This is a genomic window from Acidovorax sp. SUPP3434 (assembly GCF_030159015.1).
Classification (GTDB): Bacteria; Pseudomonadota; Gammaproteobacteria; order Burkholderiales; family Burkholderiaceae_C; genus Paracidovorax.
In genome coordinates, this window is sequence record NZ_BQXL01000022.1 from 39,214 (window position 1) to 64,473 (window position 25,260).

Here is a 25,260-nt window from a genome sequence, read left to right on the forward strand (position 1 = left end):
GTCAACGCTCCTGCTTCTTGAGCAGCGCGATGGCTGCGCCGAGGATCACCGGGACGGACAACAGCAACGGCCAGAACGATCCGGCGAGGTCACCGAAGCCCAGCGCCTTGTTGAAGACGCCACGGCTGATGGTGAACATGTGGCTGGCCGGATACATCTCCCCGATCACGCGGCCGGCGCCTTGCAATGCGGAGACCGGGTCGGTCATGCCACCGAACTGCACCGCCGGCATCAGCGTGCCGACCATGGCAAAGAACAACGCTGCAATCTGGCTCTTGGTCACCGACGAGGCCAACAGGCCCATGCCGGTGGCCGCGAAGCAGTAGATGAGCGCTGCCAATGCCAGAGCGAAGAAACTGCCGGTGATGGGAACCCCGAACAAAGTCACGGCCAGCAGCGTCATCAGGGCGAAGTTGACCATGGCCAGCGCGACATACGGCAGTTGCTTTCCGAGCAAGAACTCGGTGCGCGTGACCGGCGTGACGTAGAGATTGATGATCGAGCCCATCTCCTTCTCTCGCACCACCGCCAGCGCGGTGAGCATGGCCATCAACATCAGCAACAACAGCGGGATCACCGTCGGCACCATGGCCGGCAGGCTCTTGACGTCTGGGTTGTAGCGGAACCGGTTCTGCACGGAGATCTCGCCACTGGCGGCGGAGGACAAGCGCAACCGGCTCTGCTCGGTCAGCCAGTGCTGGTGCATGCCCTGCAGGTAGCCCTGCACGGTCTCGGCGCGCTGGGGCATGGCGCCGTCGAACCAGGCACCGATGGCGACGGTATTGCCGCGCAGCACATCGCGGCCAAATCCTGGAGGGATCTCAATCGCGAGCGCCAGTTCACCACTGCGCATGCGCCGGTCCATGTCCTCGTAGTCCTGGATCGGCGGCTGCTCGATGAAGTAGCGCGAGCCGGAGATGTCGAGCTGGTAGTTGTTGCTCAGCGTGCTCTGGTCGCGGTCGAGCACCGCATAGCGCAGGTCGTTGACGTCGGTGCTGATGCCAAAGCCCATCACCAGCATCAGGATCAATGAACCGCCCAAGGCCATGGTGGCGCGCACAGGATCGCGACGCAGTTCCAGCGTCTCGCGCCACATGTAGCTGAACATGCGCTGCAAGCTGAAGCCCTTGCGCGCATGCGCCGGTACGTGCACCGCTGGAGGTTCGGTCGGCCCTGCCGCCGCGTCACGGGAAGGGTTGCCACCGCCTGCCTCAATGAGATAGCCGATGAAGGCCTCTTCCAGCGTCTTCGCACCCCGCTTCTTCACCAACGCAGAGGGCGCATCGCTGTCGAGCACCTTGCCCGCATGCATCATCGACATGCGGTCACAGCGCTCGGCTTCGTTCATGAAGTGGGTGGAGATGAAGATCGTCACTTTGTCGCGCCGTGACAACTCGACCAGCAGCCGCCAGAAGGCGTCGCGCGCGACCGGGTCGACGCCCGAGGTCGGCTCGTCGAGGATCAGCAGCTCGGGCTTGTGGACCATCGCCACCGCCAATGACAGGCGCTGGCGCATGCCCAACGGCATCGACTCGGGCAGCGTATCGAGCACCGGCGCCAGCCCGAAGCGCGCCACCATCTCATCGACGCGGGCGGGAATGTCCTGGACAGGCACGTGGAACAGGCGCGCGTGCAGCTCCAGGTTCTGGCGCACGGTCAATTCGCTGTAGAGCGAGAACGCCTGCGACATGTAGCCCACCCGGCGGCGTGTGCCGATGTCGTGTGGATCGACCTCGTGGCCGAACAGCCAGGCCCTGCCCTCACTGGCCGGCAACAGGCCGGTCAGCATCTTCATCGTGGTGGACTTGCCGCAGCCGTTGCTGCCGAGGAAACCGAAGATCTCGCCGCGGCGGATGCGAAAGCTCACGTGGTCCACAGCCACGAAGTCGCCAAAGCGCATGGTCAGGTCCTGCGCCTCGATCGCGATGTCGTCGTCGGCACTGTCCAGCGGCGGGATCACCACCGGTGCGTGGCCGCGCTTCTTTTCCTCGGGCAGCAGCACGACGAAGGCCGTTTCCAGCGAATCGCTGCAGGTGCGCTGGAGCAACTCTTGCGGCGTGCCGGTCGCCAGCACCCGGCCATCGTCCATCGCCACCAGCCAGTCGAAGCCCTGGGCCTCGTCCATGTAGGCGGTCGCGACGATCACGCTCATTCCAGGCCGGTCCTTGCGGATGCCGGCGATCAGATCCCAGAACTGGGCACGGGCCAACGGATCGACACCGGTGGTGGGCTCATCCAGGATCAGCAGGTCCGGGTCATGGATCAACGCACAGCACAGCCCAAGCTTCTGCTTCATGCCGCCAGACAGCTTGCCGGCCGGCCGATCCAAAAACTTCTGCAACCCGGTGGCCCGGGTCAGCTCGTCGATGCGGCGGCGGCGTTCAGCCGCACCATGGCCGAACAGCCGCGCGAAGAACTGCAAGTTCTCCCCTACCGACAACGTGGGGTACAGGTTCTTGCCCAAGCCCTGCGGCATGTATGCGATGCGCGGGCACACGGCACTGCGATGCCGACGGCTGGCCATGTCGCCACCCAGCACCTCGATCGAGCCCTCCTGCAGGGCGCGGGCACCAGCCAACAGCGAAAGCAAGCTGGACTTACCTACGCCATCCGGCCCGATCAGCCCGACCATCCGACCCGCCGGGATCTCGAGGTCCAGGCCCTGGAGCGCGGCGGTCTTGCCATAGCTCAAGCGCACCGCTTCAATGCGAGCCACGGAGCCATGCGAGTCGAAGATTGGAAGTGCCATCGGTCAGTCCCTGCTATCGCGCAGTGAGCGAGCCGTTCAGGCTCGCGGGCCATGACGCGTCCCGATCCAGCTTCACCCAGGCCACACCGGGCAGACCGGTCTTGACCTGTTCCAGGTGTTCCTTGAGGAGTTCAGGCGCAATCTGGGCTCGCACCCGGAACATCAGCTTTTGTCGCTCGGAGGCGGTCTCCACCGTCTTGGGCGTGAACTGCGCGCTACTAGAGACAAAGGACACCGTGGCCGGAATAGGCGTCTGCGGCGCAACATCCAGCACGATGCGCACCTCGCTGCCCAGCGCCACGCGGCCGGCAATGGTCTCTGGCAGGAAGAAGGTCATGTAGACCTCGGACAGGTCAACCATGTTGAGCAGGCGCCCGCCGCCGGCGAGTACCTCGCCGGGCTGCGCGACGCGGAACTGCACGCGACCATCGCGTGGTGATTTCAGCTCGCTATCGGTGATGTCGACCGCGATCCGCGCCACCGAGGCCTGCGCAGCTACCAGCCGGGCCTGTGCACCGGTGTGTTGAGCCTTGGCGGCATCGACAGCGGCTTGCAGCGCCACCACCTGCGCCCGTGCCGCTACCAAGGCCGCATCGGTACTGCGCATGCTCGCGCGGTCGTCATCGAGTTCCTGCAGCGACGCGGCCCCCTCCTTGGACAAGGTTTCCGAACGCGCCAAGCGCCGCTTGGAGGCTTCAAGTTCCGCCAGGCGTTGCGACACGACCGCCTGCTGGGCCGCGACATCACTTTGCCGCTGCGCGACCTGCGCCTGCGCCGCGGCGATCGCGTGTCGGGCCTCCTCTTGAGCGGCGACTGCTTCGTCATGTTGGGCTTGCAGCGTCTCCACCTGCATGCGGGCCAGAGGCTGCCCTTTGATAACGAAGTCGCCCTCGCGCACGAGAATGCCCGAGACGCGGCCAGCGAGTTTGGTGGCAATGTCGATCTCGGTGGCCTCGATACGGCCATTGCCACTCACGAAGCCCTCTCCAAATCCGTGATCCTTGGACTGCGTCCAGAGATACCAGCTCGGTACTACCGCACAAATCAGGGCGATTGCGACGATAAGCTTCTTCCGGTTAGTGATCGCCGTTTTGCTCATGGGGGCTGCCTCAGGGAATGGATGGGGACGGTTTGGTGTCAAGAGCGCCTCCACCCAGCGCTGCATACAGCGCAATATGGTTGGCGCGCAGCGCGCTGCGCGCCTGGATGAGTTGCTGCCGTGTGTCAAGTAGCTCCCGTTGCGCATCAAGAACTTCCAGGTACGCGGCCGCACCGCTATCAAAGCGCAAGTTCGCCAGTCGCGCGCGCTCGACCTGGACATCGGTGGCGTCACGCTGAATCGCAACCTGCTCGAACAGCCAATGTCGCGCTGAAAGCGCGTCAGCAGCCTCGCGGAACGCCACCTGGATCGCTTTCTCATAGTTGGCCACAGCTATGTCTTGGCGAACCTCAGCCAAATCGAGGCTAGCGCGACGGCTACCGCCATCGAAGATCGGCAATGAAATCGTCGGCGCAAACGACCAAGCCCGGCTGCCGGAACCGAACAACCCATCGAGTTCGGCACTCGCCGTCCCGAAGCTGCCAGTGAGCGCGATGCGAGGGAAAAATGCGGCGCGGGCGGCGCCGATGTTGGCACTGGCGCCGCGCAATCGGTGCTCGGCCGCTGCAACATCCGGACGAGCTATCAGCAGATCCGACGGCAAGCCGGGGGCAAGTTCAACCAACGTTTCTTCTGTGCGCAATGTGTGCCGCGGTGGCTCAGACAGATCAAGAGGAACACCCACCAACAGCACAAGCGCCTGGGCCTGGGCCGCCCGCTGCTGCTCCAATTGAGCCCCCATGCTTCTCGCCTGATACAGCAGAGTTTGAACCTGGGTCAGCTCAAGCCGCGAGGAGGAGCCGACTGCGTTGCGGCGTCTGAAGATGCGAAACGACTCTTCTCGACTGTCAATCGTCTCTCGCACCACAGCCACTCGCTCATCGAGAGAGCGCAATGCCTCGTAGGTACTTGCTACCTCGGCGATCAACGTCACACGGGCGGCACGCTGTGCTTCCTGGGTCGCCAAGTACTCTTGCAAAGCCCCGTCCTTGAGCTACGCACACGACCCCACAGGTCAATTTCCCAACTGTTCATCCCGACGTAGGCGGTGTACTCCGCCCCCACGACGGGCCGACCAATGAGGCTTAGATCGCCAGGCGTGCGTGCACGCGCGCCCTGTGCATCTAGGCCGAGGGACGGGAACTGCTCTGCACGCTGGATGCCATACAACGCCCGTGCTTCCTCGACGCGCAGTAAGGCCAGGCGCAGATCGCGGCTATTGGCGAGAGCGGCCTCGATCACCGAAATCACGCCGGGATCTATGAAGTAATCGCGCCAATGCAAAGCGTGAGCTTCTGCCACGCCTACATTGGGGTCACCATTTACCGCCCACTCTTGCGCAACTGGCAACGCAGGCAGGTCCAACCGGGGCGTGACACTAGAGCAGCCCGCAAGCACGAGCGCTAGTAACGCAACGCTCATGACTTCTTGCGGCCGATGGCAGCACCTTCGGAGACGATCGCAACTTGTTAGGTGTTCGCTGTACATTGAATAACTTGCCCACACGATGAGAAGTTCATCCGCCCCAATGGAAAAAAACGCATTCCGCTAGCGGCCAACCAGCACCCCGAACCAGGCACTAGGCGCGATTGGTCTGGTAGCGCGAAATCCTTTTCCCGCAATGGCTGGAAAGGGATACCCTGAACCAGCGCGCCATCTATAATGATCAAGCGGTCACTAGATGATACACTACTAATGACCGATTCGTTCACTTCATTGTTGGGCAAGTTTGCGACCGGCCCGCGTCGCATTGATAAGCGGAACTCCGCAGCCCTAACCCTCGCCATTCCCGACAAGACGAGACACGCATGACCACCCGTTCAGCCAAGAAGAATCAACCCGTCAGGGAAAAAGAAGAGGAACCAAAGCCACCACAGAAGCGTCAGCGCTTGACGCCCGAGGTGCGCCGCCAGCAAATCTTGGACGCGGCCCTCATCGAATTCGGAGCCCTGGGCTTCACCGCCGCGAGCATTGCCAAGATTGCCAGCCGCGCCGGCACGTCCAAGGCCAACCTCTATGTGCACTTCGCGAACAAGGACGAGATCTTCGAGACCCTGCTACGGGATCTGCTAGTACCAGCCAACACTGTCTGGAACCCGGCGCAGCCGGGCGAGGACGTGGCACAGCGGATCGACGCCTTCATCGACAAGACCTACGGCGAGCTCACGCCCAAGGTGATCTCGGTCATTCGGCTGCTGGTCTCGGAGAGTCATCGCATCCCCGAACTGATTCAGCGGTGGTACGAGGAAACCATGGTGCCGGCACGCATCGCGCAGCAGAGGCAAATCGACGATTACGTATCCGCAGGCTTACTGCGCGCATCGCCCCTGACTGAGAATTTCCAGTTCATTACGGCGCCGCTTCTCTATGCGGCAATCACGAAGATGATCTACCGCCAAGATGTGGCAGACGCGGAGTTCAAGAGGATCAGGGAAACCCATCGCCAGATGCTGCATTTCGTCTTGAAACCGTAAAAGATCCCCACAAAAATTCGGCGCGAGCCATGTGCCGGTTTGCTTGGGCGGGACTATCTGCGGCGCACCGGGACGCCCGGACGACCCGAAGACCTGCACAAGCACCGGCGCCTAGGCTTCCACTACGCCCGGCACGTGGATGCCTGGCTCTTCATCGACGACGGCGCGCGGATCGCCATCGCACCGTCGGGCGACCTGCGCCTGTGCGATGGCGAGAGCATGCGCCAGATGGCGCTTGCCGGTGGTCGGTGCGCCTCGGCTGGCGCGCTACCACGTCGGGGCCGATGTCGGCGCTGGCAGGCTGGTGGCCTTGCTGGAAAATTACGATGCTGGCGCCGTGGAAGACATCCTTGCGGTCTTCGTCGACCCTGGTCGCCATGTGCCCGCAAGAGTCAGTGTTCTGCTCGATTTCCTGGCCGAACGTGTCGCGCAGGACTTGGCTTGCCCCCTCAGCAGGGCGGCCATCCGCCCACAGTCAGAACTTGGGCGGATTCTTCAGCAGCGTATAGGGCATGGTGTCGCCACAGGCAAAACCATTGCTGCATACAAAGCGGAACATTACGGCCAGCATCTGATAGTTGCTGGTGCCGTCGTGCGAATTCAGCATCACGATTTCATTGGCCTACGTGCCATCGATCTGGCGGGAGTGGCGCAGACGAGTCATGTGTTGGTGCGCTGCCGCTTGCCTAGCCTTGCCCTGCGCGAAGTACATCGTTACTCACACAACATTAATGAACGATCGGTCGCTAGTGATGCTACACTTCTAATGACCGATCGTTCATTTTTGCCATCGAAAAGTTGTGATCAGTCCGCGACGGCCCCGGGCAGCGGACTGTCGCAGCCTGGGCGCCCGGCAAAAAGGTTCGTAAGACCACTGCATGGGCGCTTGACCGGCCACAAGTGACCGTTAGGGGGGGATCACAGCCAACTCGTCGCACGACCACCTTCGAAACCATATGGGCGGGGGTGTGGAGCATCGAAGACTCTCATCATCAGGACAGCACGAATGACATTGCCCTTCCTCCCGACCCAAAGCACCGCACGTATGCGGAGCTCAGCACGCCCCGCCACAGTTCTTGCTGGAGCATCCCTTTGCATCCTACTCGCGGCGTGCTCGGAAGCACCTGCCCCCGCTCCCAGCCCTGTCGAGGTCGTGGTCGAAGAGGTCAAGCCGCAGAGGATCTCGCTCACCAACGAACTGCCTGGGCGCACAACGGCATTTCAAAGCTCCCCGGTGCGCCCTCAGGTGGGAGGCATTCTGAGAAAACGCCTGTTCACCGAAGGCGAGAACGTCAAGCAAGGCGAGGTGCTCTACGAGGTGGAGCCCGCTCCCTATCAAGCCGCATACGACCAGGCCCAGGGCGATTTGGTGCGAGCCCGCGCAGAAGTGCTGGCTGCGCGACCGAAAGCCGAGCGATATAGCGAGTTGGTTGCCCTGGACGCAATCAGCAAGCAGGACGGTGAGGATGCAGTGGCGGCGTTGCGTCAGAGCGAGGCTGCGGTGGTCAGTGCCGAAGGTGCATTGCGCTCCGCGCGCATCAACTTGAACAACACGTCGATCAGAGCGCCGATCTCCGGACGCATCGGTACGTCCAACTACACCGCGGGGGCGCTGGTGTCTGCAGAACAGGCCGAAGCTCTGGTCACGATCAATCAACTCGACCCGATCCACGTCGACGTCGTGCAGTCCAGCGCGCAGTGGCTCGCCCTGCGCCGCAGGATCGACAGCGGTGAAGTGGCCTCTGTCGATGGTAAGCCGCAGGTCAAACTGGTCATGGAAGACGGCGTGAGCTACGGGCACGCGGGTACGCTGGAAGTCGTGGATGCCACCGTCAAGGAAACCACCGGTAGCGTCAAGCTTCGCGCGGTGTTCCCCAACCCGGATGGTCTGCTGCTTCCCGGGATGTATGTCAGGGCCGTGCTTTCCATGGCCACTAATCCCCAGGGCATCCTGGCACCACAACAAGCCATCACGCGAAACAACAAAGGGGAGGCGCTTGCCATGGTGGTCGGTGGCGACGGCAAGGTCGAACAACGCGTCGTACAAACCGCCGACGCGATGGGGGATCACTGGGTGATCACTTCGGGACTGCAGGCCGGCGATCAGATCATCATCGAAGGAGCACAGCGAACCAGACCCGGGCAATCGGTCAAGGTGGTGCCTGCGGCAAACGCGCCGCAAGAGCCCAGCCGCAACCCGGCAAACTGAGGACGACACATGGCACGCTTCTTCATCGACCGACCCATCTTTGCCTGGGTCATTGCCATCGTCATCAGCCTTGCCGGCTTGATGTCGATCTTCAACCTGCCACTGGAGCAGTATCCCAGCATCGCCCCGCCATCCATCTCCGTAAATGCTACGTACACCGGCGCATCCGCGGAGACGGTGCAGAACTCCGTCACACAAGTCATCGAGCAACAGATGACCGGACTGGATAATTTGCTTTATATGACCTCCAGCAGCAGTTCGGCTGGAATGGCCACGATTACGCTCACCTTTGACACTGGCACCAACCCGGATACCGCTCAAGTTCAGGTGCAGAACAAGGTCGCTCAGGCTGAGGCGATGCTGCCCGATGCCGTCAAGGCCAACGGCGTCACCGTGACCAAGGCAGCCAGCGGCAGCATGTTCATGGTGCTGGCGTTCACGTCCGAAGACGGGAGCATGGACGGCACCGACATTGGCGACTACATGGTGTCCGCGCTCCAGGATCCGATCAGCCGCGTCAATGGTGTGGGCGGCCTCAGTGTGTTCGGCTCCAAGTACGCCATGCGTATCTGGCTCGATCCAGAGCGGTTGAGCTACTACGGCCTGATGCCCTCCGATGCCATCGCAGCCATCCGTGCACAGAATGCTGACGTCTCCTCAGGCGCGCTGGGCGCATTGCCGTCGCGCAAGGGCCAGCAGTTGAACGCGACGGTAAATTCACGCAGCAAGCTGCAAACGGTCTCCGAGTTTGAAGAGATCGTTCTGAGGTCGGACACCGGCGGCGACATGGTATTGCTCAAGGACGTGGCCCAGGTGGAAATCGGCTCCGAATCCTACGCATCGCTCTCCCAGTTCAACGGCAAGGCGGCGTCCGGTATGGGTCTGCAGTTGGCGACTGGCGCCAATGCACTGGACGTCTCGAAGGCGGTCAACACCAAGCTGGAGGAGCTTCGCGCCAACTTCCCGACCGGCCTGAGCTATCAGGTTGCCTACGACACCACGCCCTTCGTCCGCATCTCGATCAAGGAAGTGGTCAAAACGCTGCTGGAGGCCGTCGCTCTGGTGGTGCTGGTCATGTACCTGTTCCTGCAGAACTGGCGCGCGACGTTGATTCCCGTCATTGCGGTGCCTGTGGTGCTGTTGGGGACGTTTGGCGTGTTGACGCTGTTCGGTTTCTCCATCAACACGCTGACTATGTTCGCCATGGTTCTGGCAATCGGCCTGCTCGTGGACGATGCCATCGTGGTGGTGGAGAACGTCGAGCGTGTGATGTCGGAGGAAGGTGCTTCGCCCAAGGAGGCCACGCGCAAGTCGATGTCGCAGATCTCCAGCGCATTGGTTGGCATCACACTCGTCTTGACAGCGGTGTTCGTCCCCATGGGGTTCTTTGGCGGAGCGACCGGCGCCATCTACCGCCAGTTCTCCATCACCATCGCTGCGTCCATGGTGCTCTCACTGGTCGTGGCCTTGACCCTGAGTCCGGCGCTGTGCGCCACCATGCTGCGTCCCGTGGAGAAGGGTGGTCACGGTTCCAGCAAAGGGCCGCTCGGCCGCTTCTTCGCCTGGTTCAACAAACGCTTCGATCGCGGGTCGGGGCGCTATGCCCGAGGCGTCGAGGGCATCGTGCAGCGCCCCAAGACGGGGGGACTCGCCTACTTCGTCATGGTCGCCATCATGGGCGGCATCTTCTACATCCTGCCCAGCTCGTTCCTGCCCGAGGAAGACCAGGGCATGCTGATGGTGATGTTCACCGCGCCCGCCGGGGCTACCCAGGAACGCACGGTCGCATCCATAGAAAAAGCCGCGGCATTCATCCAGGAGCAGCCCGAGGTCGAGGGGATCATGAGCGTGGGCGGCTTCAGTCTCACCGGCAGCAGCCAGAACTCCGGCATGGGGTTTGTGCGCCTAAAGGACTGGGGTGATCGCGATGCATCCGCGCAGCAGATCGCGACGCGGATCAACGCAGCCATGGCCCAACAGCTCAAGGACATCCAGGTGCATGCGCTGACCCCGCCAGCCATCGCCGGGCTGGGAACGAGTTCCGGCTTCACCCTGCAACTCCAGGATGTCGCCGGTAGCGGGCACGACGCATTGACCCAGGCACGGCAGAAGCTTCTGGGCGCTGCGAATCAAAGCCCTCAGCTGAGCCAAGTCCGCTTCAACAGCCTGGAAGATGCCCCCATCTACCGCGTCAGAATCAACGACAAGCAGGCTGGCGCGCTGGGAGTGGACTCGGCCGACATCAACGCCGCGCTGTCCACGGTGATGGGGGGCACTTACGTCAACGACTTCATCAATAACGGTCGTGTCAAGCGCGTGTATGTTCAAGGCGACGCTTCGGCGCGCATGCTGCCGACCGATATCGACCGATGGTTCGTCCGCAATGGCAGCGATGAAATGGTGTCCTTCTCTTCCTTCTCGAGCAGTGGCTGGGAGTATGGGCCGCAGATCCTGACACGCTTCAATGGCGTGGAATCGATGGAAATCACGGGCAACGCGCCACCGGGCGTCAGCTCGGGCACTGCGATGCAGGAGATCTCGGGCATGGTCAGGGAACTGGGGCCTGACGTCGGCTTCGCCTGGTCGGGGATGTCCTATCAGGAGCAGGCCGCCGGTGCACAGACATGGATGCTCTACGGCCTGTCGCTGGTCTTCGTGTTCTTATGCCTGGCGGCACTGTACGAAAGCTGGACCATTCCAGTGTCGGTGATGCTGGCGGTCCCCGTGGGCATCGTCGGTGCGCTGCTGGCCACCTGGTTGCGCGGCCAGTCCAACGATATCTACTTCCAAGTCGGCCTGCTGGCCACGATGGGCCTGGCCGCCAAGAACGGCATTCTGATCGTCGAATTTGCCAAGGAGCTGGAAGACAAGGGCATGGAGCTGGTCAAGGCCACCGTGCAGGCCGCGCACATGCGCCTGCGTCCGATCCTGATGACCTCACTGGCCTTCCTGCTGGGCGTGCTACCGATGGCTATCAGCAGTGGGGCTGGCTCTGGCGGGCGCCACTCACTGGGCACGGGCGTGCTCGGCGGAACCCTGTTCTCCACCGTGCTGGGCATCTTCTTCGTGCCGCTCTTCTACGTCATCGTGCGCCGCCTGTTCCCCGCAGGCCCAAAGGGCAGAGCCGCTAAGTCGGACCAGGAGGTCAAGGCATGACCGCGATATCCACTTATCTACGCGTCGGGGCTCTGAGCGCTGTGTGCCTGATGGCAGGCTGCACCAGCCTCGCCCCCCACTACGCTCAACCGGCCCTTCCTGTGCCGGCCAGCATTGGCGCCCCTTTGAACGGAACCGGGCAAGCCATCTCAGTGAACATGGCCGAGATGGGTTGGCGCGACGTGTTCGTCGATCCCCGGCTGCAGCAGGTGATTGCCTCGGCACTGGACCACAACCGCGACCTGCGCATCGCTGTGTTGAATATCGACAAGGCGCGCGCCCAGTACAGGATCCAGCGTGCGGCGCTGTTTCCTGCAGTCGACGTGGGTGGCGGACTCAATGCCTCGCGCTCCAGTGCCTCAACCAGCATCACCGGGCGCTCGCAGGTCGCACGTGTGTATTCGGCTGACATCGGGCTGAGCAGTTGGGAGCTGGATCTTTTCGGACGCATCCGCAGCTTGAACAATCAGGCGTTGGAGACCTTTCTCTCCACTGAGCAGGCGCAACGTGCGGCACGACTGAGCCTGGTGGCCGAGACGGCTGATGCCTGGTTGACCGTCGGGGCTTATCAAGCCCGGCTCGATCTAGCCACACAGACGCTTACGAACCAGCAGAGGGCCTTGGCGCTTACCCAGCACCTGCACGAGCGAGGCGTTGTCTCAGGTCTGGATCTGTCACAGGTACAGTCTAGCGTCGAAAGCGCACGCACTGAGGTTGCCAGCTTCCGGAGCGAACTCGCCCGGGCCCGGAATGCGCTCGATCTGGTCGTCGGTGCATCGGTGCCCGAGGCACTACTGGCGCCAGCCTTGGACACCGGACAGGCCGGCGTTGCCCTGGTCGCTCTGCCCGACGCGCTCGAGTCAAGCGTCCTGCTGCTGCGCCCCGACGTGCTGGCCGCGGAGCATAGCCTGAAGGCCGCGACGGCGGACATCGGCGCCGCCAGGGCTGCGTTCTTCCCGTCCATTTCCCTCACGGCCTCGACCGGACGCAGCAGTACCGAGCTGGACAATCTATTTCGCAGCGGCAACAGGACATGGTCTTTCGTCCCCAGCATCAACATCCCGATCTTCCAGGGCGGGGCGCTGCGGGCGCAACTGGACGTGGCCAGGATCCAGGCCAACATCCAGATCGCCGAGTACGAGAAATCGATCCAGACCGCGTTCCGGGAAGTGGCAGACGGACTGGCAGAACGGCAGCATCTGCAGGAGCAACTGGATGCTCAAGGTGCGCTCGTAGCCGCGAGCGGACGCAGCTATCGCTTGGCAGACGCGCGCTACCGCAATGGCGCTGTCAGCTATCTCGAAGCACTCGATGCCCAGCGATCATTGTACACATCTCAACAGACCCTTATCGGATTGCAGTTGACCGAGGCGAGCAACCGCGTCTTGCTGTACAAGACGCTCGGGGGCGGTGCCGATGCCGACGCAGTCGCGGTGACTGAATAAGGACATGCGATGCCCACGACAGCGGCGACGCAAGCTAAAGCCACACCTTCCTTCACTCCATGGCGCGTCTTTCCATCGCTGGTTGCTTGCGAGCACTGCGATGTGATTTACGTCCGGAAGGCGGTCGCGCCGGGTGAGGTCGCGCATTGCGGCCGTTGTTCCGCTGTCCTCTACCGCGGCAGCCGCATTGAACTGGATGGTTGGCTGGGGCTGACGGTCACCGCGGCAATCGTGTTCCTGATTGCGAACCTGAATCCAGTCGTGCGAATCAGCATCCAAGGATTGCAGAGCGAGGCCACGCTATGGCAAGCGGGCGCCGCACTCATGCACGGTGCGTCAGCCCTAATCGCGATACCCACTGTGCTGTCCGTGATCCTTATTCCGTTCCTGCAGATCTCCGTCCTGTTGTGGGTACTCGGCTACGCCAAGCGCGGTCGGCGCGCGCCTGGCTTCAGGCAGTCCATGCGCCTTTTAGCGGCGATGCGCCCGTGGAGCATGGTGGAGGTCTGCCTGCTCGGCGTCCTGATCGCGGTTATCAAGTTGTCGGGATTCATGAACGTCTGGCCGGGGCCAGGCGTTTGGGCAACGGCAGTTCTGATGGTTCTCCTGACCCTGATCACGCAGCGCGACATTCATTACCTCTGGAAGCTCCTACCCGACGAACCAGCGGAAAGCGAGACAACAAATGAGCGCTAATACGGCAGGCTCTTCACATTCGACCGCGCGCCATCTGCGCGTCATCGCATGCCACGTGTGCGGGCTAGTCTGCGATGACAGTCATCCCCAGTGCACGCCTTTGCGCTGTCAACGCTGCGGGGCTGCGATGCACCGCCGCCAGCCCAACAGCATCGCACGGTCCTGGGCACTGCTGCTGGCAGCGGTGGTGTTCTACATCCCCGCCAACGTGTTGCCGGTGATGTACCGGCACACCATGGGCATTGGAGGATCGGAGAGCACCGTTATCGGCGGAGTGATCGAGTTCTGGGAAATGCAATCCTACGGCATCGCGCTCGTCATCTTCGTCGCAAGCGTGGTCGTACCGTGCACAAAATTCATCGTCCTGGGACTCTTGCTGGTGACGGCACAGCGCCGCAGCACTTGGGCGATGCAGGAGCGCGCACGACTGTATCGCCTGGTCGAGGTCATCGGCTACTGGTCCATGCTGGACGTCATGGTTGTGGCCGTTATCGCTGCCCTGGTCAAATTTCAGGCGCTGAGCTTCGTCGAACCTCGCATCGGCATCCTCTTCTTCGGGGCGGTCGTCATTCTCACGATGCTGTCATCCATGCAGTTCGATCCACGCTTGATATGGGACGGGCAGGACAATGAGTAAACCAACTTCGCATGCTTCACTGCCCCCCCCCAAGATCAGCCGATCGCGGGTGCACGTGTCTCTTGTGTGGATCACTCCTCTGGTGGCGTGCGTGGTTGGCATCTCGATGCTCGCTCATACCTGGTACGCGCGAGGTCCCGATATCCAGATCCGATTCAAGACAGCCGCGGGCTTGGAAGCAGGTAAAACCCAGGTCAGGTTCAAGGATGTAGTCGTGGGCGGTGTCTCCGACGTCACGCTCAGCGATGACCACTCCAGCGTCATCGCCACCGTCTCCCTGAAGAAAAGCGCCGCCGGACTTGCGCGCGAGGACTCCCGCTTTTGGGTAGTTCGACCGCGCGTCGGCATGGGCGGCATCTCAGGCATCGATACCTTGCTCTCGGGCGCCTATATCGGCGTGGATCTGGGCAGCTCAAGAACTTCCGGCAAGCACTTTGATGGCCTTGAACTACCACCACCAGTCCTTGGAGGCATGCAGGGTCGCAGCTTTTCGATTACTGCTGACGACATGGGCTCACTCGATATCGGATCCCCCGTCTATTTCCGGCGCCTCGAAGTCGGGCGAGTAACGTCCTACAGCCTGAATGACGACGGCACTGGCATCCTCCTCCAGGTGTTCGTCGATGCGCCTTACCACCGGTTTGTCGGCGCCGATACCCGTTTCTGGAACGCCAGCGGGGTGGATCTCTCGCTCAGTGCAAGTGGGCTCAAGGTGAACACCCAAGCACTGTCTACTGTCCTCGCGGGTGGTATCGCATTCGCCACGCCAGATGGTGAGAACGTGGAGCCTGCACCGGACGACGTGATTTTTCCTCTCAGGCCAGATCGGCAGACTGCAATGGCACCCCCCGACTCCGCGCCGCAGAACATTCGTCTGCTTTTCGATCAACCCGTACGCGGACTAGTGGTGGGAGCGCCTGTTTTCTTCGCTGGTGTCGAGGTTGGCAACGTCTCCGCGATCCAGCTTGACTACACCCCCTGGAACCGTCGCTTCATCACGATCGTAGACACCCGGGTGTACGCAAGCCGGTTGGGACAAGCACTGCAGAAACTGCCGCAACTGAAAGGCACGACCGAAGACCAAGGCGCTCAGTTCCTCAAAATGATGGTGGCAGACGGACTGCGCGCGCAGGTAAGGACAGCGAACTTGCTGACCGGACAGCTCTATGTCTCTTTAGACTTCATTCGAAATGCCGCGCCCGCACGATTTGACGTGGCCGCTCGCCCGTTGACGTTGCCGACTGTGCGAGGCGATTTCGACAGGCTGCAGGAGCAATTGGGGAGCATCGTCACCAAGCTCGAGAAAATCCCTCTGGACTCCATCGGCCGCAATCTCGACACGTCACTGACGACGCTCAACCAGACAATGGGCCGCTTGGATACAACATTGGAGCAGCTCAACCAAGAGGTTCTGCCCGAAGCGACTCAAACCATGGGTGAAATGCGTGAGACGATGACAACCGCCCGGAACCTGGTCGGAGAGGACGCCCCGTTGCGTCAGGACATACACCAGACACTGCTGGAAGTGCAAAGGACATCGCGGTCTGTGCGCAATCTGACGGACCTGCTTGGCGAGCATCCCCAGTCACTCATTTGGGGGCGTCCGAGAAGCGACCGCAATACTCGGCCCGAGCAACGGGGCAACAATGATCCATCGCCTTAAGCGAGAGGAAATCAAGCGGAACGTAGCTGTTCGACCTAGACTCACGTACCAGACAAAGACAGCCCGGAGCGCCCACCGGGATGAATGATTTAGGGCGTGAAACTGTACAACCAAGGGCTTTCGATCATGAAGAATTCTTAATGAATACTCTGGCTCCCCAGCTTTAAAATTTCGCAGTTATGTACTGCAGCCGCCAACGTCCACGAGAAAGCGAAGGGCGGGGCTGCGTGATCGCTACCCGAACTGCTCCGCTTTGAAACTTGCACGACAACCCTCCGCCTTTAAAATGTCTGCGCATGCCACTCAGCGTGGTGCGGCCGCTGTCCTCCTTCTGATTCTCATCGGTGCCATAGTGGCTCTCGCCGCATTTGTATCCGACGGCACCCGACTGACATCCAGTGCGGCGCAACTCAAGCGAGCGACTGATGCTGCGGCAATGGCGGCAGCACAGGCCTATGCTGGTGACGAAGATGCTGACATCCAAGTGATCGCCGAGCGATACGTCAACGTTAACTTAGGCATGGATACAGCACAAACCGGCAATGAGCTTGTCGTCAGCGCCAACGCTATCGAGTTTGCAGGTGATCCAGGCGTCCGGGTAACAGCCTCGTTTCAAGCACTCGCCCTGCTTCACGGGAGCGACTCAACTAAGGCGACAGTCGCGTCTACCGCAGTGGCGCGCACAGGGTCACTTGAAGTTGCGCTTGCGTTGCCCAATGCAGTGAACTCTGACGCAAGAAGCCTAGCTGCACTGCGCCGACTGGGAAATGACTTCGCTGAAACGCTGATCGGCAACCGCGACAACACTTGGCTGTCGCTTGTCCCCTACAGCCAATCGGTGAACGTCTATGATGCTCGTCATGCCAACCGCGTACGAGATTGGGCCGCGCCAGCAGCCCTCAGGCCTGTCGAGCTTACCTCGCTGTTTAGGTCGCGCTACGGCAGTTTAGCCGACGCCCGAATGCCTGATCGGCGAGCCCGCCTGCTGTGCATGTTTCGCGGACTGGATCGGGGTGAGAACTATTTCTGGGACGAAGCACCATAGGGGCAGTTCGGTATCTACTATCGGGCCGACCTTCCCTCCAATGACAGCGACTTTGGCATTGCCCCGTTGACCATCACTTGGATAGGACCCAATCCCGCCTTCGGCCGAGCCACAGGCGTGAACGCCGAGCGCACCCTGATCGTGGACCGAGGTTGCCCCAGCGCTGCACTGCTGCCACTGACCAATAATTTAGACGAGATAAATCTAAGGCTTTCAGAGATGTCCCGGCGTCACAACATCAATTACTCGATCGCCATGGGCTGGGCTGCCATGGCCTTGGCACCGAACTTTCGCGGTGATAGCGGCTGGGGCCTCGGCGACGATCTCCCTAAAGAATTTGACGAGGGGACAGGAAGCAGAGTGAAGGCAATCGTATTTCTGGTGAATACGTCCGACACACTTTGGTTCGACAACGATGCCTACAATCGGTATGTGGGTGAAAGCACCGATGGGTGCGTAGCATCGGGCACTGGAAGCGGTTGTTCAAACTACGATGGAATTATCGCCGAGCGCATTGCGCGCTTATGCAGAAGCTTCCGAGAGAAAAACCTTAAGTTTCACCTCATCGTTACTGGTAACGATGAGGCGGTGAGTGCATCGGATGGCACCAAGATCGCTAGTGCGACAAAGTTTCGTCAGATAGCTGGATCCAGCATGGAAATATGTACCGAAGGCACAAACCAACTTTACCTTTCCGGTGCCGACTTCGTTGATTCAGAAGAGGATATCCAACACAGGCTTGAGGAAATCGCGAAGAGTCTTCACAACGCCAGCAGCTACGTCAAACTGGTCGAGTGACGACAGGCCATCGCCTCTCCTCTTGCGCTGGACCGCCGCAACGCCAGGCGATGAATGCATCAGCGATCTCATCGCGTGATGGCGATTGAGTCTCCTTCCACGACGCATGGACGCCTGGGCGTGAAGATCAATTCGCTTTGGCGCTGATAAGTATCGTGATCGACTAATTGAATGCGCCAATTCGGTACAGAATGACGCTCAGCGCCGTGGCCCAGCATAGGATTACGAAGATTGCGCTGCCTATGCCAACAGTCAACGCTGGCTGTTTCCGGCGCCAGATGCGTCCTCCGAGCACTATTAGCACCGGAGCTACGAGGAGTACCAGCACGAGGATCCAGATCATGTCATTTATAGGCATCACGCCCCCAAACTTCCGAAGTGATTGTTCCCAGCAGGGGCATGCACCGAGCTGGGAACACATATTGGAGCGGGTAAATCCAGAGGCCAACCGCCCCAGTTTTTTCCAGCATTTGCATCAAGTGTTCAGCGGTACGATTCGATCTTCTTCCGCCGGCCGACATCCTTCTTGTACAGATTCCCAGCCTCTATGGACGACAGCCTGCGTTCCATCGTGGCATATCTCGACGCGTTCGCTATCGGGATAGCGGTCCTGGACGAACTTCTCCACGGTGGTGGGAAGACTGATACGCAGTTTCCTCGCTGCACGATCGGCCTCGGGATGGTCATTGAGATGTACCAGAGGCACGAAGACCGATGCGACCATCAGCCAAGACGAACCGATGTCGACCGGGACGGGAGAATAACCAGAGCTCATAAGCCAGTGTTGTGCACGTGCTCGAAGGTCTTGTCCGTCCGGTAGATCCCCCCATGCGGCCGCAAGCATCTCGATAACCCATTGATTACAGTTCTGATAGGCCAATCCGAACGCGTAGGCGTTCGCACTGTAGTGAGATGCGAGCAGGCGGAGTGCGCGGGGCCTGTCGAGTGCTGCGCGATGAAGGTCATCCGCCGCTTCTTTGGGTAGAGTGACGATTGAGATATACCCAAGCGCCGGATCCTCTGTTCCCATCACGAAGCCAGCCATCCCTTGATCGTAGAGTCGCGGACGCCCTTCGTCACAAGCGTAATAGAGTTGACGGACGGACCAAGCGCCGTTCTCGCCGCGCAGGGCTACTGCAGCATGCGAATACCTGATCTTAAAGCGCGACAAGTCAAGGCCGGAACGGCTGATCAGCACAGCATTTCCCTGCGTCGCCGCCAGTTCGTCGCGCACGACCGATGAGAAGCGTAGCAATCGATCCTGCTGCGCCGCAGTCAACTCTTGCGTTCGGTCGCAATAGTTCGATGGTGATGAGCCGACCGTGTCCGTACTTCTGGTGCCGGGCTTCGTCGTACCAGGCCGTACCGCACAGCCTGTGGCCACGAGCAACAGGCCAAGTACGACCACAGCCGTGCGGACGGATCTCACAGGCTGGCGACGGGACGCGGGGCCAGTTCCCCGTGCCAGTCGTCGGTAAGCACTAGGAAGAACGCCTCGCTCGTATCCGCTCGAGCGAACTCGTATCCATACACACGCCGTTCTGCGCGCACGACGTCACCGCGTCCAAGCCTTTGCTTTTCAAAAACAGACGCAGGCAGGTTGAGCACGATGTGTTCCTGCGACTCTTCTGCCTGCATGGTCACTCTAAGGACCCCGGCGCGGCCAGGTGCCTGGGCAACATCGGTAATCTCGTAGTCGCCATTCGCCTTCTTCTCATCACCCTTGCCGCTGTCGCTTGATCCGCTCAACGAATCGGACACGCTGCCACTCGAGGCGGAGCCAGCACTTGAAGCAGAAGATGCAGACGAAGCAAAAAGTTCCGCCTGTGCGTGTGATGTGAAGCAGAGGGGCGCAAGCAGGCACGCAATGCGCAAGGTGCGGGGGAAAGTCATTGAGAGCTCCTTAAATTGATTGACAAGCCGAAGTTCATCGCTGGCCACGAAGCACACGTGCATCACCTAGGTCGCGCCCCTCCTGCTCGCGACAAGTCCAGTTGAAGGAGCAATTCATCGCTCCGCCACCTACGTGATCCCGCCTGAACGGCTAGGCCGCGTTCAACGCGCGCTGCCGCCCCTGCAACATTAATGAACGCTCGGTCGTTAGAGATGATACACTGCTAATGACCGACCGTTCACTTTCGTTCGGCAACATCGTCCAGCACACTTCATCGAGGAAACCACATGTCCGCGTTCTCCAAGTCCATGCTCTCGCTCGTTTGCGGCTCCGTCATCTTGATGACTGGCTGCGCCAGCAAGCCCCCTCTGTCTTACAACAATCTTGAGTCAGCTTCCCAGCTGACAGTGAACACCAGGAAGGATGCCGATAGGACTCCCTACGTCTATTCCACGTCTGTCGACTGGAACAGCTACAACGCGATGATCATTGAGCCAGCGGTCATCTACTACGGCACGGGCCATCAGTTTGGCGATCTGCCCAAGGCTGATCAGGAAGAACTGGCTCAATACATGAATACAGAATTCCGCAAGGTCTTGGGCAAGCGCTTTCAGCTCAAGAACAATGCTGCACCAGGCACTCTCCGGCTGAAGCTGACGCTTATGGGAGCTGAAACGAATACCGCCATGGTTTCGCAAATCACACGCTTTGATCTGGTGGGCTTGCCGATCAATGCAGTGCAGGGCATCCGAGGCAAAGAAGGAATCTTCATGGGCTCTGTAACCTATTCGGCAGAGATCTTCGATGCAAACAACAATCGCCTGCTCAAGGCTCTAGTGACTAAACAGCATCCGAATGCCATGAACATCGCCGCAACCTTTGGCTCATTGAATGCGGCCAAGACTGGCATCGAAAAAGGCGCAGAGGAGTTGCTGACCCAGTTGAAGTAAAGCTCAAGACGTAAAGTCTCTGCCTCCACGCAAGCATGACTTCAGCATGGAATAGAGATACTCCCTGCAACCGGAGTTGTGTAGACGCTCTTTCACCTCAGCGATCAGAGATCGTGGCGAGCGCCTCACAACTCCGGTTTAATGGGGTCTGTTCTAACCTGTAGTGTGATTGCGGGCGCAGCCAGTGGCAACCACTTGAGAAATAGTCTCACTTAGCGCTCTTGATCGCCAAGGGATCGATTGCTCCTACCACTCATCATGCTGAGGTTGGTTGGACTCCAGCGATTCACTGTCAGAGAGCATCGACTTCGGAAGGCACCTTACATTCGCGCGATGGGGACGTCCTAGTCGCCTCGAGCTGCCTTCCCTGCTGCGTGAGGACATCACCGCGGAACTGTTGTTTGTGGCCGCGAGTGTTAGCGACGCGAGCATGTGTTAGCCCATCGTGACTTTCGATGGTTGCCTCGCATGCCGACTAGCCTAGGAAGCGAGCCCCCCTGCATGGATATTCGACATCTACGCTGTTTTGCAACACTTGCTGAGGAGCTTCATTTTGGACGGGCAGCCGAGCGCTTGCACATTGAGCAGTCTCCACTCTCCCGAACCATCAAGGAACTGGAAGAGGAACTTGGGGCTCAACTGTTTGATCGGGACCGCAGAGGAACTCGCTTAACTCGAGCCGGAGATGTGTTTCTTCAAGACGTTCGTCGCGTATTCGTCACCATGAAACAAGCGTGCGAGAACGCTAGAGCAGTATATGCAGGCACCCGAGGAATTCTGCGCGTCGCAATTTCCGATGGAGCTATCGATCCTCGCCTTTCGAGCTTTCTCGCCTGCTGTCGAGAGGATGAGCCCGAAATTGAAGTGCGCATGACCGAGACATCCTCAGCAGAGCAGTTGAGGGGCCTGCGCTCAGGAGACTTCGACATCGGTATCGCCTACACAGATGAAGTCAACGATGGAGTGATAGCGGAACCGTTATGGAGAGATCCCATAATGTCGATATTACCTGCGCGGCATCCGCTGTTAGTACACAAAGAAGTTGCGCTGGATGAGTTGCTGCGATTTCCGCTTGTACTTTGCAATCCACAGATCTGCGAAGGATACCACCGAGCATTAAGTCGGATTCTTTGGTCACTAGGGCGTGAGCCAGTTGTGGTCGACCACGTGTCCTCGACAGAATTGATGCTGGCACTAGTTGCAGCAGGATATGGAGTAGGCTTCATGTCATTGCCCAGAACCAAGATTTATCGCTACCCCAATGTCGTTGTCCGCCCACTTGCATCAGGGGACGCGTTGCTAACGACGTATCTCCTTCGGATGGAAGGCCGTGTGAGCTCATTCCCTCTGGATCGCTTTACTCATCGCTTGTGCGCCCAAAATGAAGAGAAGTGATGCAGGCAGCAGCCCAGGCCCTTGAACCAGCCGCGAGAGTGTGTTGCGGAGGCAGCTTTCATAGTTGCTATCTGTTCGGCCAAGCTCACGCCGAGGACGACTCTGATTTCGGGCATCAGTGCAAGGATTTGCATCCTGCACCGTGCTGACGATCCCAGCAGTACTGCGCAGAGGTGCCGAGAGAACATGGGGCAACGAGAGCAGGCACTAACCTGCTGCTGCCGATTGGGACATGGCCGGTGCCCCTCTGCGGGAATCGAGGACCGCAATTTACATGGATGACCACGGCGCAGGGCGTGCTCAATGGCGTACAAACTGTACGCACAGATGCAGGAGTCGTAGAGGACCCTTGTCTATCTTTCCACCGACTAGGAACAAGCGGAACGCTGGCTCCGACTACGGACGAGAATAGACATTTGCCTTAATCTCACGGGCACATATGGCCCTGCCCGACTTCGAGAGTAACGCGAGAAGCGAATTAGTGACGGCGCAGCTCAAGACCGCGATATACCCAAAACTACGGGAGACCATCGGTAATACAGAAGCACCTTCTCCACAGGCCTGATTGATAATGCCGAGGCGGCCGAAGCGCTCGTCGAATAGCTGTGACACTATTGATTAGATGGTCCCTCTCAACGCTCAACATTCGGCGGGATGAGAGGCAGACCGGCGCTCGACCTTGCGCGCCAGTCCAAGTAAGAGTCGCCTGCTGTAAAGAATTTCCTAGCGACCTGTGCTTGGGGCCTGCGTCCGATACCTAATTGGGTAATTTCAGTCTGTATCATTCTCGAACTCCGGAGGAGTGCAAGCGTCGACCCACCAGAGCGATTAACTCACTTGATCATCGAAGCAAAGTCTGTCGGCAATGCCCTTGTTCCCAGCCTCCCCCTACAACCTTCATGCATGGACGCTAAACGCGCCCGCCGTAGCTTTAGGGATGACCTCAGACTCGTCTAGCGTGGAAGCAAACATACTTACAGCCTCAAGCGCATCACTGGTTCCAGAGCGGATTTGGAGGATCACCAATCCTGCCTGATCCGCCAGGGTTACTCCACGATGAGCCCGATCTTTTGTAGCATTCATACTGGATATCGCATCCCTGGTTTCGGATACTATCTTGCTGATCATATCAGCAACCTCGGACGCGGATCGGCTTGTTCGACCCGCCAGCTGACGGACTTCGTCGGCTACCACTGCAAACCCCCGTCCTTGGTCACCCGCCCTAGCCGCTTCAATGGCCGCATTGAGAGCCAGCAAGTTAGTCTGATCAGCAATACCGCAAATAGTATTCACGATGGCAGTGATTTGCTCGGAGCGATGCCCCAATTGACCGACAAGACTTGATGAGGCGCCTATGTTCTCCGCGATGAGTCGCATTTCCTTTGCCGCCTGCTGAATGACTTCAGCCCCCTTTTCGGCGACTTTCTCGGTCTCGGCAGAGATGTAATAGGCCCTGGATGCACCCCGAGAGTCCTCCTCAAACCTTTCAACACGTTCGGTGATATTACTTGCGAATTTAACGATCTTACTCAGCTTCCCATCGGCGTTGTAAACGGGATTGTACGAAGCTTCCAACCAAACAATTCGACCGAGCTTGCCGATGCGCTTGAACTGCCCACCAACAAATTCGCCAGCGTTAAGGCGGCGCCAGAAGTCGGCGTACTCAACGCTGTCGACCAGTCCCTGCTCACAAAACAATCGGTGGTGCTTTCCCTTTAACTCGGTCGAGGCATATCCCAGCGCTGCAAGGAAGTTCTCGTTGGCTGCCAGCACATTTCCGTTTAGATCAAACCCGATGATAGCCATGGCGCGATCTAGCGCAGCAAGCTTTCCAGATACTTCAGCGTCCCGGATCACTTGCACGGTCACATCTAACGCGTATTTGACTACTTTGCAGATCTGCCCTCGAGCATCCAAGACAGGATTGTAACTCGCCTCCAGCCATACACTCTGGCCTTGGCTATTGATGCGCTGAAAAGTCCCAGAGACAAATACACCTGCTTTCAGTTGGCTCCAGAAGTCAGTGTATTCACTGCTGCGCACCAGCGCCGGGGTACAGAAGTCAGGATGTGCCATCGTTGAAGCCTGATCAGCTCTGTAACCCATGATTGTCAGAAAGTTTTCGTTGGCGCGTAGAACCTTTCCATCCAAACTGAACTCAATCACTGCCATTGAGCGGTCTAGGGCTGTAATCAAGCCTTTGTAGGCCGCGACCTCTGAGGTTTTGGCTGCCAACTCGTTTTTGAGCGCTCGGTTGAACATAGCGAAGCTCCAACAGATTGATTAATTTTGACTCGACCTAAGACTGACCAATTCGCGCGAGGGTACCGGCGAATACCTGCCTCGAACGATCAATTCCCGTAGTCAACGGAATTTTTGAGACCAAAATCACGGCAGATATCAATGACTCCGCGCAGGAAGAACTCCTTCCGGCACACTGAAATCAATATATTTCAATCGCTCAAGAAGGTCGAAAAATTGCTGCTCTCCACATAGGAGTCGCGTGAATGCAGCGCATTGGCAGACGAGCGAATCCAATAACAACCTCTGATCCCGTGCCGAATCGCACGCTGTTACGCCAGCAAGGATAAGGGCATAGGCGCGCTCTGCATAAATGCTAGGCTTGGTCGTGCTGTCGGTAAGATTCATAATGGCCCCTCCGTAGTCATCCACGTCGCCATCGGTCGAATGGCGGCGACCCGCAGGAGTGAGAAACCGGCTGATACCAGACCGGCCAGACGCGAACGCCTGCCCTACGGATCGCCATAAAGCGACCCGCTGGTATCAAATTCAGGTTCTCACACCTGGCGCCGATGAGCGGCGCGCTGTAAGGATTGCACAAGGCAATTTGCAGGAGCAACTAAAAGATCAAATGGGCTTCATAAAGCGGCGTGATGCCTTCTCACAAACGTTGCCTATCCCCTTAGGGACGGTCTGCATAAATCGCCCCACGACATGCTTGGCATGGAGATGAAGCCCTGAGACGATAAGTCACATGAAGCAGCACAGCCTGGGCTTGGGAATGACGGCGAAGCGAACGCGGCGGCGGG

General features: G+C 59.5%; 17 protein-coding genes and 2 pseudogenes. 11 read left to right on the forward strand and 8 right to left on the reverse strand.

Annotated features, from left to right (window positions below):
• Window position 1 precedes the first annotated feature (1 nt).
• The 3 genes and pseudogenes from rbbA to AVKW3434_RS22210 form a co-directional block, all read right to left on the reverse strand.
• On the reverse strand, window positions 2-2,749 hold the full coding sequence (gene rbbA, locus AVKW3434_RS22200) for a ribosome-associated ATPase/putative transporter RbbA (protein ID WP_284407546.1): 2,748 nt from the start codon (window positions 2,747-2,749) through the stop codon (window positions 2-4).
• A gap of 13 nt (window positions 2,750-2,762) precedes the next feature.
• Window positions 2,763-3,848 (reverse strand): HlyD family secretion protein, encoded by a 1,086-nt coding sequence (locus tag AVKW3434_RS22205; RefSeq protein ID WP_284407547.1) that lies wholly within the window; start codon window positions 3,846-3,848, stop codon window positions 2,763-2,765.
• A 10-nt stretch (window positions 3,849-3,858) separates the two neighbouring features.
• Window positions 3,859-5,270: pseudogene (locus tag AVKW3434_RS22210) on the reverse strand (efflux transporter outer membrane subunit).
• 386 nt (window positions 5,271-5,656) lie between these two features.
• Between AVKW3434_RS22210 and AVKW3434_RS22215 the strand changes: the two are divergent.
• The gene (locus AVKW3434_RS22215; protein ID WP_284407548.1) at window positions 5,657-6,322 is read left to right on the forward strand and encodes a TetR/AcrR family transcriptional regulator; all 666 of its coding nucleotides are present in this window, start codon (window positions 5,657-5,659) and stop codon (window positions 6,320-6,322) included.
• Between the two features lie 511 nt (window positions 6,323-6,833).
• On the opposite strand, the pseudogene AVKW3434_RS22220 reads toward AVKW3434_RS22215, so the two are convergent.
• Window positions 6,834-6,992 (reverse strand): annotated as a pseudogene (locus AVKW3434_RS22220) (DUF932 domain-containing protein); the annotation flags it as partial.
• 483 nt (window positions 6,993-7,475) lie between these two features.
• On the opposite strand from AVKW3434_RS22220, the gene AVKW3434_RS22225 reads away from it, so the two are divergent.
• The 8 genes from AVKW3434_RS22225 (at window position 7,476) to AVKW3434_RS22260 (ending at window position 17,971) form a co-directional block, all read left to right on the forward strand.
• Window positions 7,476-8,531 carry an efflux RND transporter periplasmic adaptor subunit gene (locus AVKW3434_RS22225; RefSeq protein WP_284407549.1) on the forward strand — a complete coding sequence of 352 codons (1,056 nt, stop codon included), beginning with the start codon at window positions 7,476-7,478 and terminating at the stop codon, window positions 8,529-8,531.
• 9 nt (window positions 8,532-8,540) lie between these two features.
• Window positions 8,541-11,687: an efflux RND transporter permease subunit gene (locus tag AVKW3434_RS22230; RefSeq protein WP_284407550.1), complete on the forward strand. Its 3,147-nt coding sequence runs from the start codon at window positions 8,541-8,543 to the stop codon at window positions 11,685-11,687.
• Window positions 11,684-13,132: an efflux transporter outer membrane subunit gene (locus AVKW3434_RS22235; protein ID WP_284407551.1), complete on the forward strand. Its 1,449-nt coding sequence runs from the start codon at window positions 11,684-11,686 to the stop codon at window positions 13,130-13,132. The genes AVKW3434_RS22230 and AVKW3434_RS22235 overlap by 4 nt, the downstream gene beginning before the upstream one ends.
• 9 nt (window positions 13,133-13,141) lie before the next feature.
• Window positions 13,142-13,828, forward strand: a complete 687-nt coding sequence (locus AVKW3434_RS22240) for a paraquat-inducible protein A (protein WP_284407552.1) — start codon at window positions 13,142-13,144, stop codon at window positions 13,826-13,828.
• 127 nt (window positions 13,829-13,955) lie between these two features.
• On the forward strand, window positions 13,956-14,465 hold the full coding sequence (locus tag AVKW3434_RS22245) for a paraquat-inducible protein A (protein WP_284407553.1): 510 nt from the start codon (window positions 13,956-13,958) through the stop codon (window positions 14,463-14,465).
• Between the two features lie 91 nt (window positions 14,466-14,556).
• Entirely contained in the window at window positions 14,557-16,128 is a 1,572-nt protein-coding gene (locus AVKW3434_RS22250; protein WP_284407554.1) for a PqiB family protein, read from the forward strand.
• A gap of 253 nt (window positions 16,129-16,381) precedes the next feature.
• Entirely contained in the window at window positions 16,382-17,173 is a 792-nt protein-coding gene (locus tag AVKW3434_RS22255; protein ID WP_284407555.1) for a pilus assembly protein TadG-related protein, read from the forward strand.
• 117 nt (window positions 17,174-17,290) lie between these two features.
• The gene (locus AVKW3434_RS22260) at window positions 17,291-17,971 is read left to right on the forward strand and encodes a hypothetical protein (protein WP_284407556.1); all 681 of its coding nucleotides are present in this window, start codon (window positions 17,291-17,293) and stop codon (window positions 17,969-17,971) included.
• 475 nt (window positions 17,972-18,446) lie between these two features.
• On the opposite strand, the gene AVKW3434_RS22265 is transcribed toward AVKW3434_RS22260, so the two are convergent.
• Complete coding sequence (locus tag AVKW3434_RS22265; RefSeq protein WP_502869157.1) at window positions 18,447-19,379, reverse strand: DUF2145 domain-containing protein; 933 nt, start codon at window positions 19,377-19,379, stop codon at window positions 18,447-18,449.
• Window positions 19,380-19,396: 17 nt separating this feature from the next.
• A complete protein-coding gene (locus AVKW3434_RS22270) occupies window positions 19,397-19,864 on the reverse strand; it encodes a hypothetical protein (protein WP_284407559.1) in 468 nt (155 codons plus the stop codon).
• Window positions 19,865-20,152: 288 nt separating this feature from the next.
• On the opposite strand from AVKW3434_RS22270, the gene AVKW3434_RS22275 reads away from it, so the two are divergent.
• On the forward strand, window positions 20,153-20,815 hold the full coding sequence (locus AVKW3434_RS22275; protein ID WP_284407560.1) for a DUF3313 domain-containing protein: 663 nt from the start codon (window positions 20,153-20,155) through the stop codon (window positions 20,813-20,815).
• Between the two features lie 501 nt (window positions 20,816-21,316).
• Entirely contained in the window at window positions 21,317-22,210 is an 894-nt protein-coding gene (locus AVKW3434_RS22280) for a LysR family transcriptional regulator (protein WP_284407561.1), read from the forward strand.
• An 897-nt stretch (window positions 22,211-23,107) separates the two neighbouring features.
• Here the strand turns inward: AVKW3434_RS22280 and AVKW3434_RS22285 are convergent.
• Together AVKW3434_RS22285 and AVKW3434_RS22290 are read right to left on the reverse strand one after the other, a co-directional pair.
• Complete coding sequence (locus tag AVKW3434_RS22285) at window positions 23,108-24,472, reverse strand: methyl-accepting chemotaxis protein (protein ID WP_284407562.1); 1,365 nt, start codon at window positions 24,470-24,472, stop codon at window positions 23,108-23,110.
• Between the two features lie 138 nt (window positions 24,473-24,610).
• Window positions 24,611-24,859 carry a hypothetical protein gene (locus AVKW3434_RS22290; RefSeq protein WP_284407563.1) on the reverse strand — a complete coding sequence of 83 codons (249 nt, stop codon included), beginning with the start codon at window positions 24,857-24,859 and terminating at the stop codon, window positions 24,611-24,613.
• Window positions 24,860-25,260 lie beyond the last annotated feature (401 nt).

Excerpts from the sequence above, each read along its gene's own strand:
- AVKW3434_RS22240 (WP_284407552.1), top strand. The coding sequence starts at position 13,142 with ATGCCCACGACAGCGGCGACGCAAGCTAAAGCCACACCTTCCTTCACT.
- AVKW3434_RS22235 (WP_284407551.1), top strand. The coding sequence starts at position 11,684 with ATGACCGCGATATCCACTTATCTACGCGTCGGGGCTCTGAGCGCTGTG.
- AVKW3434_RS22275 (WP_284407560.1), top strand. The coding sequence starts at position 20,153 with ATGTCCGCGTTCTCCAAGTCCATGCTCTCGCTCGTTTGCGGCTCCGTC.
- AVKW3434_RS22280 (WP_284407561.1), top strand. The coding sequence starts at position 21,317 with ATGGATATTCGACATCTACGCTGTTTTGCAACACTTGCTGAGGAGCTT.
- AVKW3434_RS22285 (WP_284407562.1), bottom strand. The coding sequence starts at position 24,472 with ATGTTCAACCGAGCGCTCAAAAACGAGTTGGCAGCCAAAACCTCAGAG.
- rbbA (WP_284407546.1), bottom strand. The coding sequence starts at position 2,749 with ATGGCACTTCCAATCTTCGACTCGCATGGCTCCGTGGCTCGCATTGAA.
- AVKW3434_RS22205 (WP_284407547.1), bottom strand. The coding sequence starts at position 3,848 with ATGAGCAAAACGGCGATCACTAACCGGAAGAAGCTTATCGTCGCAATC.
- AVKW3434_RS22290 (WP_284407563.1), bottom strand. The coding sequence starts at position 24,859 with ATGAATCTTACCGACAGCACGACCAAGCCTAGCATTTATGCAGAGCGC.
- AVKW3434_RS22230 (WP_284407550.1), top strand. The coding sequence starts at position 8,541 with ATGGCACGCTTCTTCATCGACCGACCCATCTTTGCCTGGGTCATTGCC.
- AVKW3434_RS22215 (WP_284407548.1), top strand. The coding sequence starts at position 5,657 with ATGACCACCCGTTCAGCCAAGAAGAATCAACCCGTCAGGGAAAAAGAA.
- AVKW3434_RS22245 (WP_284407553.1), top strand. The coding sequence starts at position 13,956 with ATGCACCGCCGCCAGCCCAACAGCATCGCACGGTCCTGGGCACTGCTG.
- AVKW3434_RS22270 (WP_284407559.1), bottom strand. The coding sequence starts at position 19,864 with ATGACTTTCCCCCGCACCTTGCGCATTGCGTGCCTGCTTGCGCCCCTC.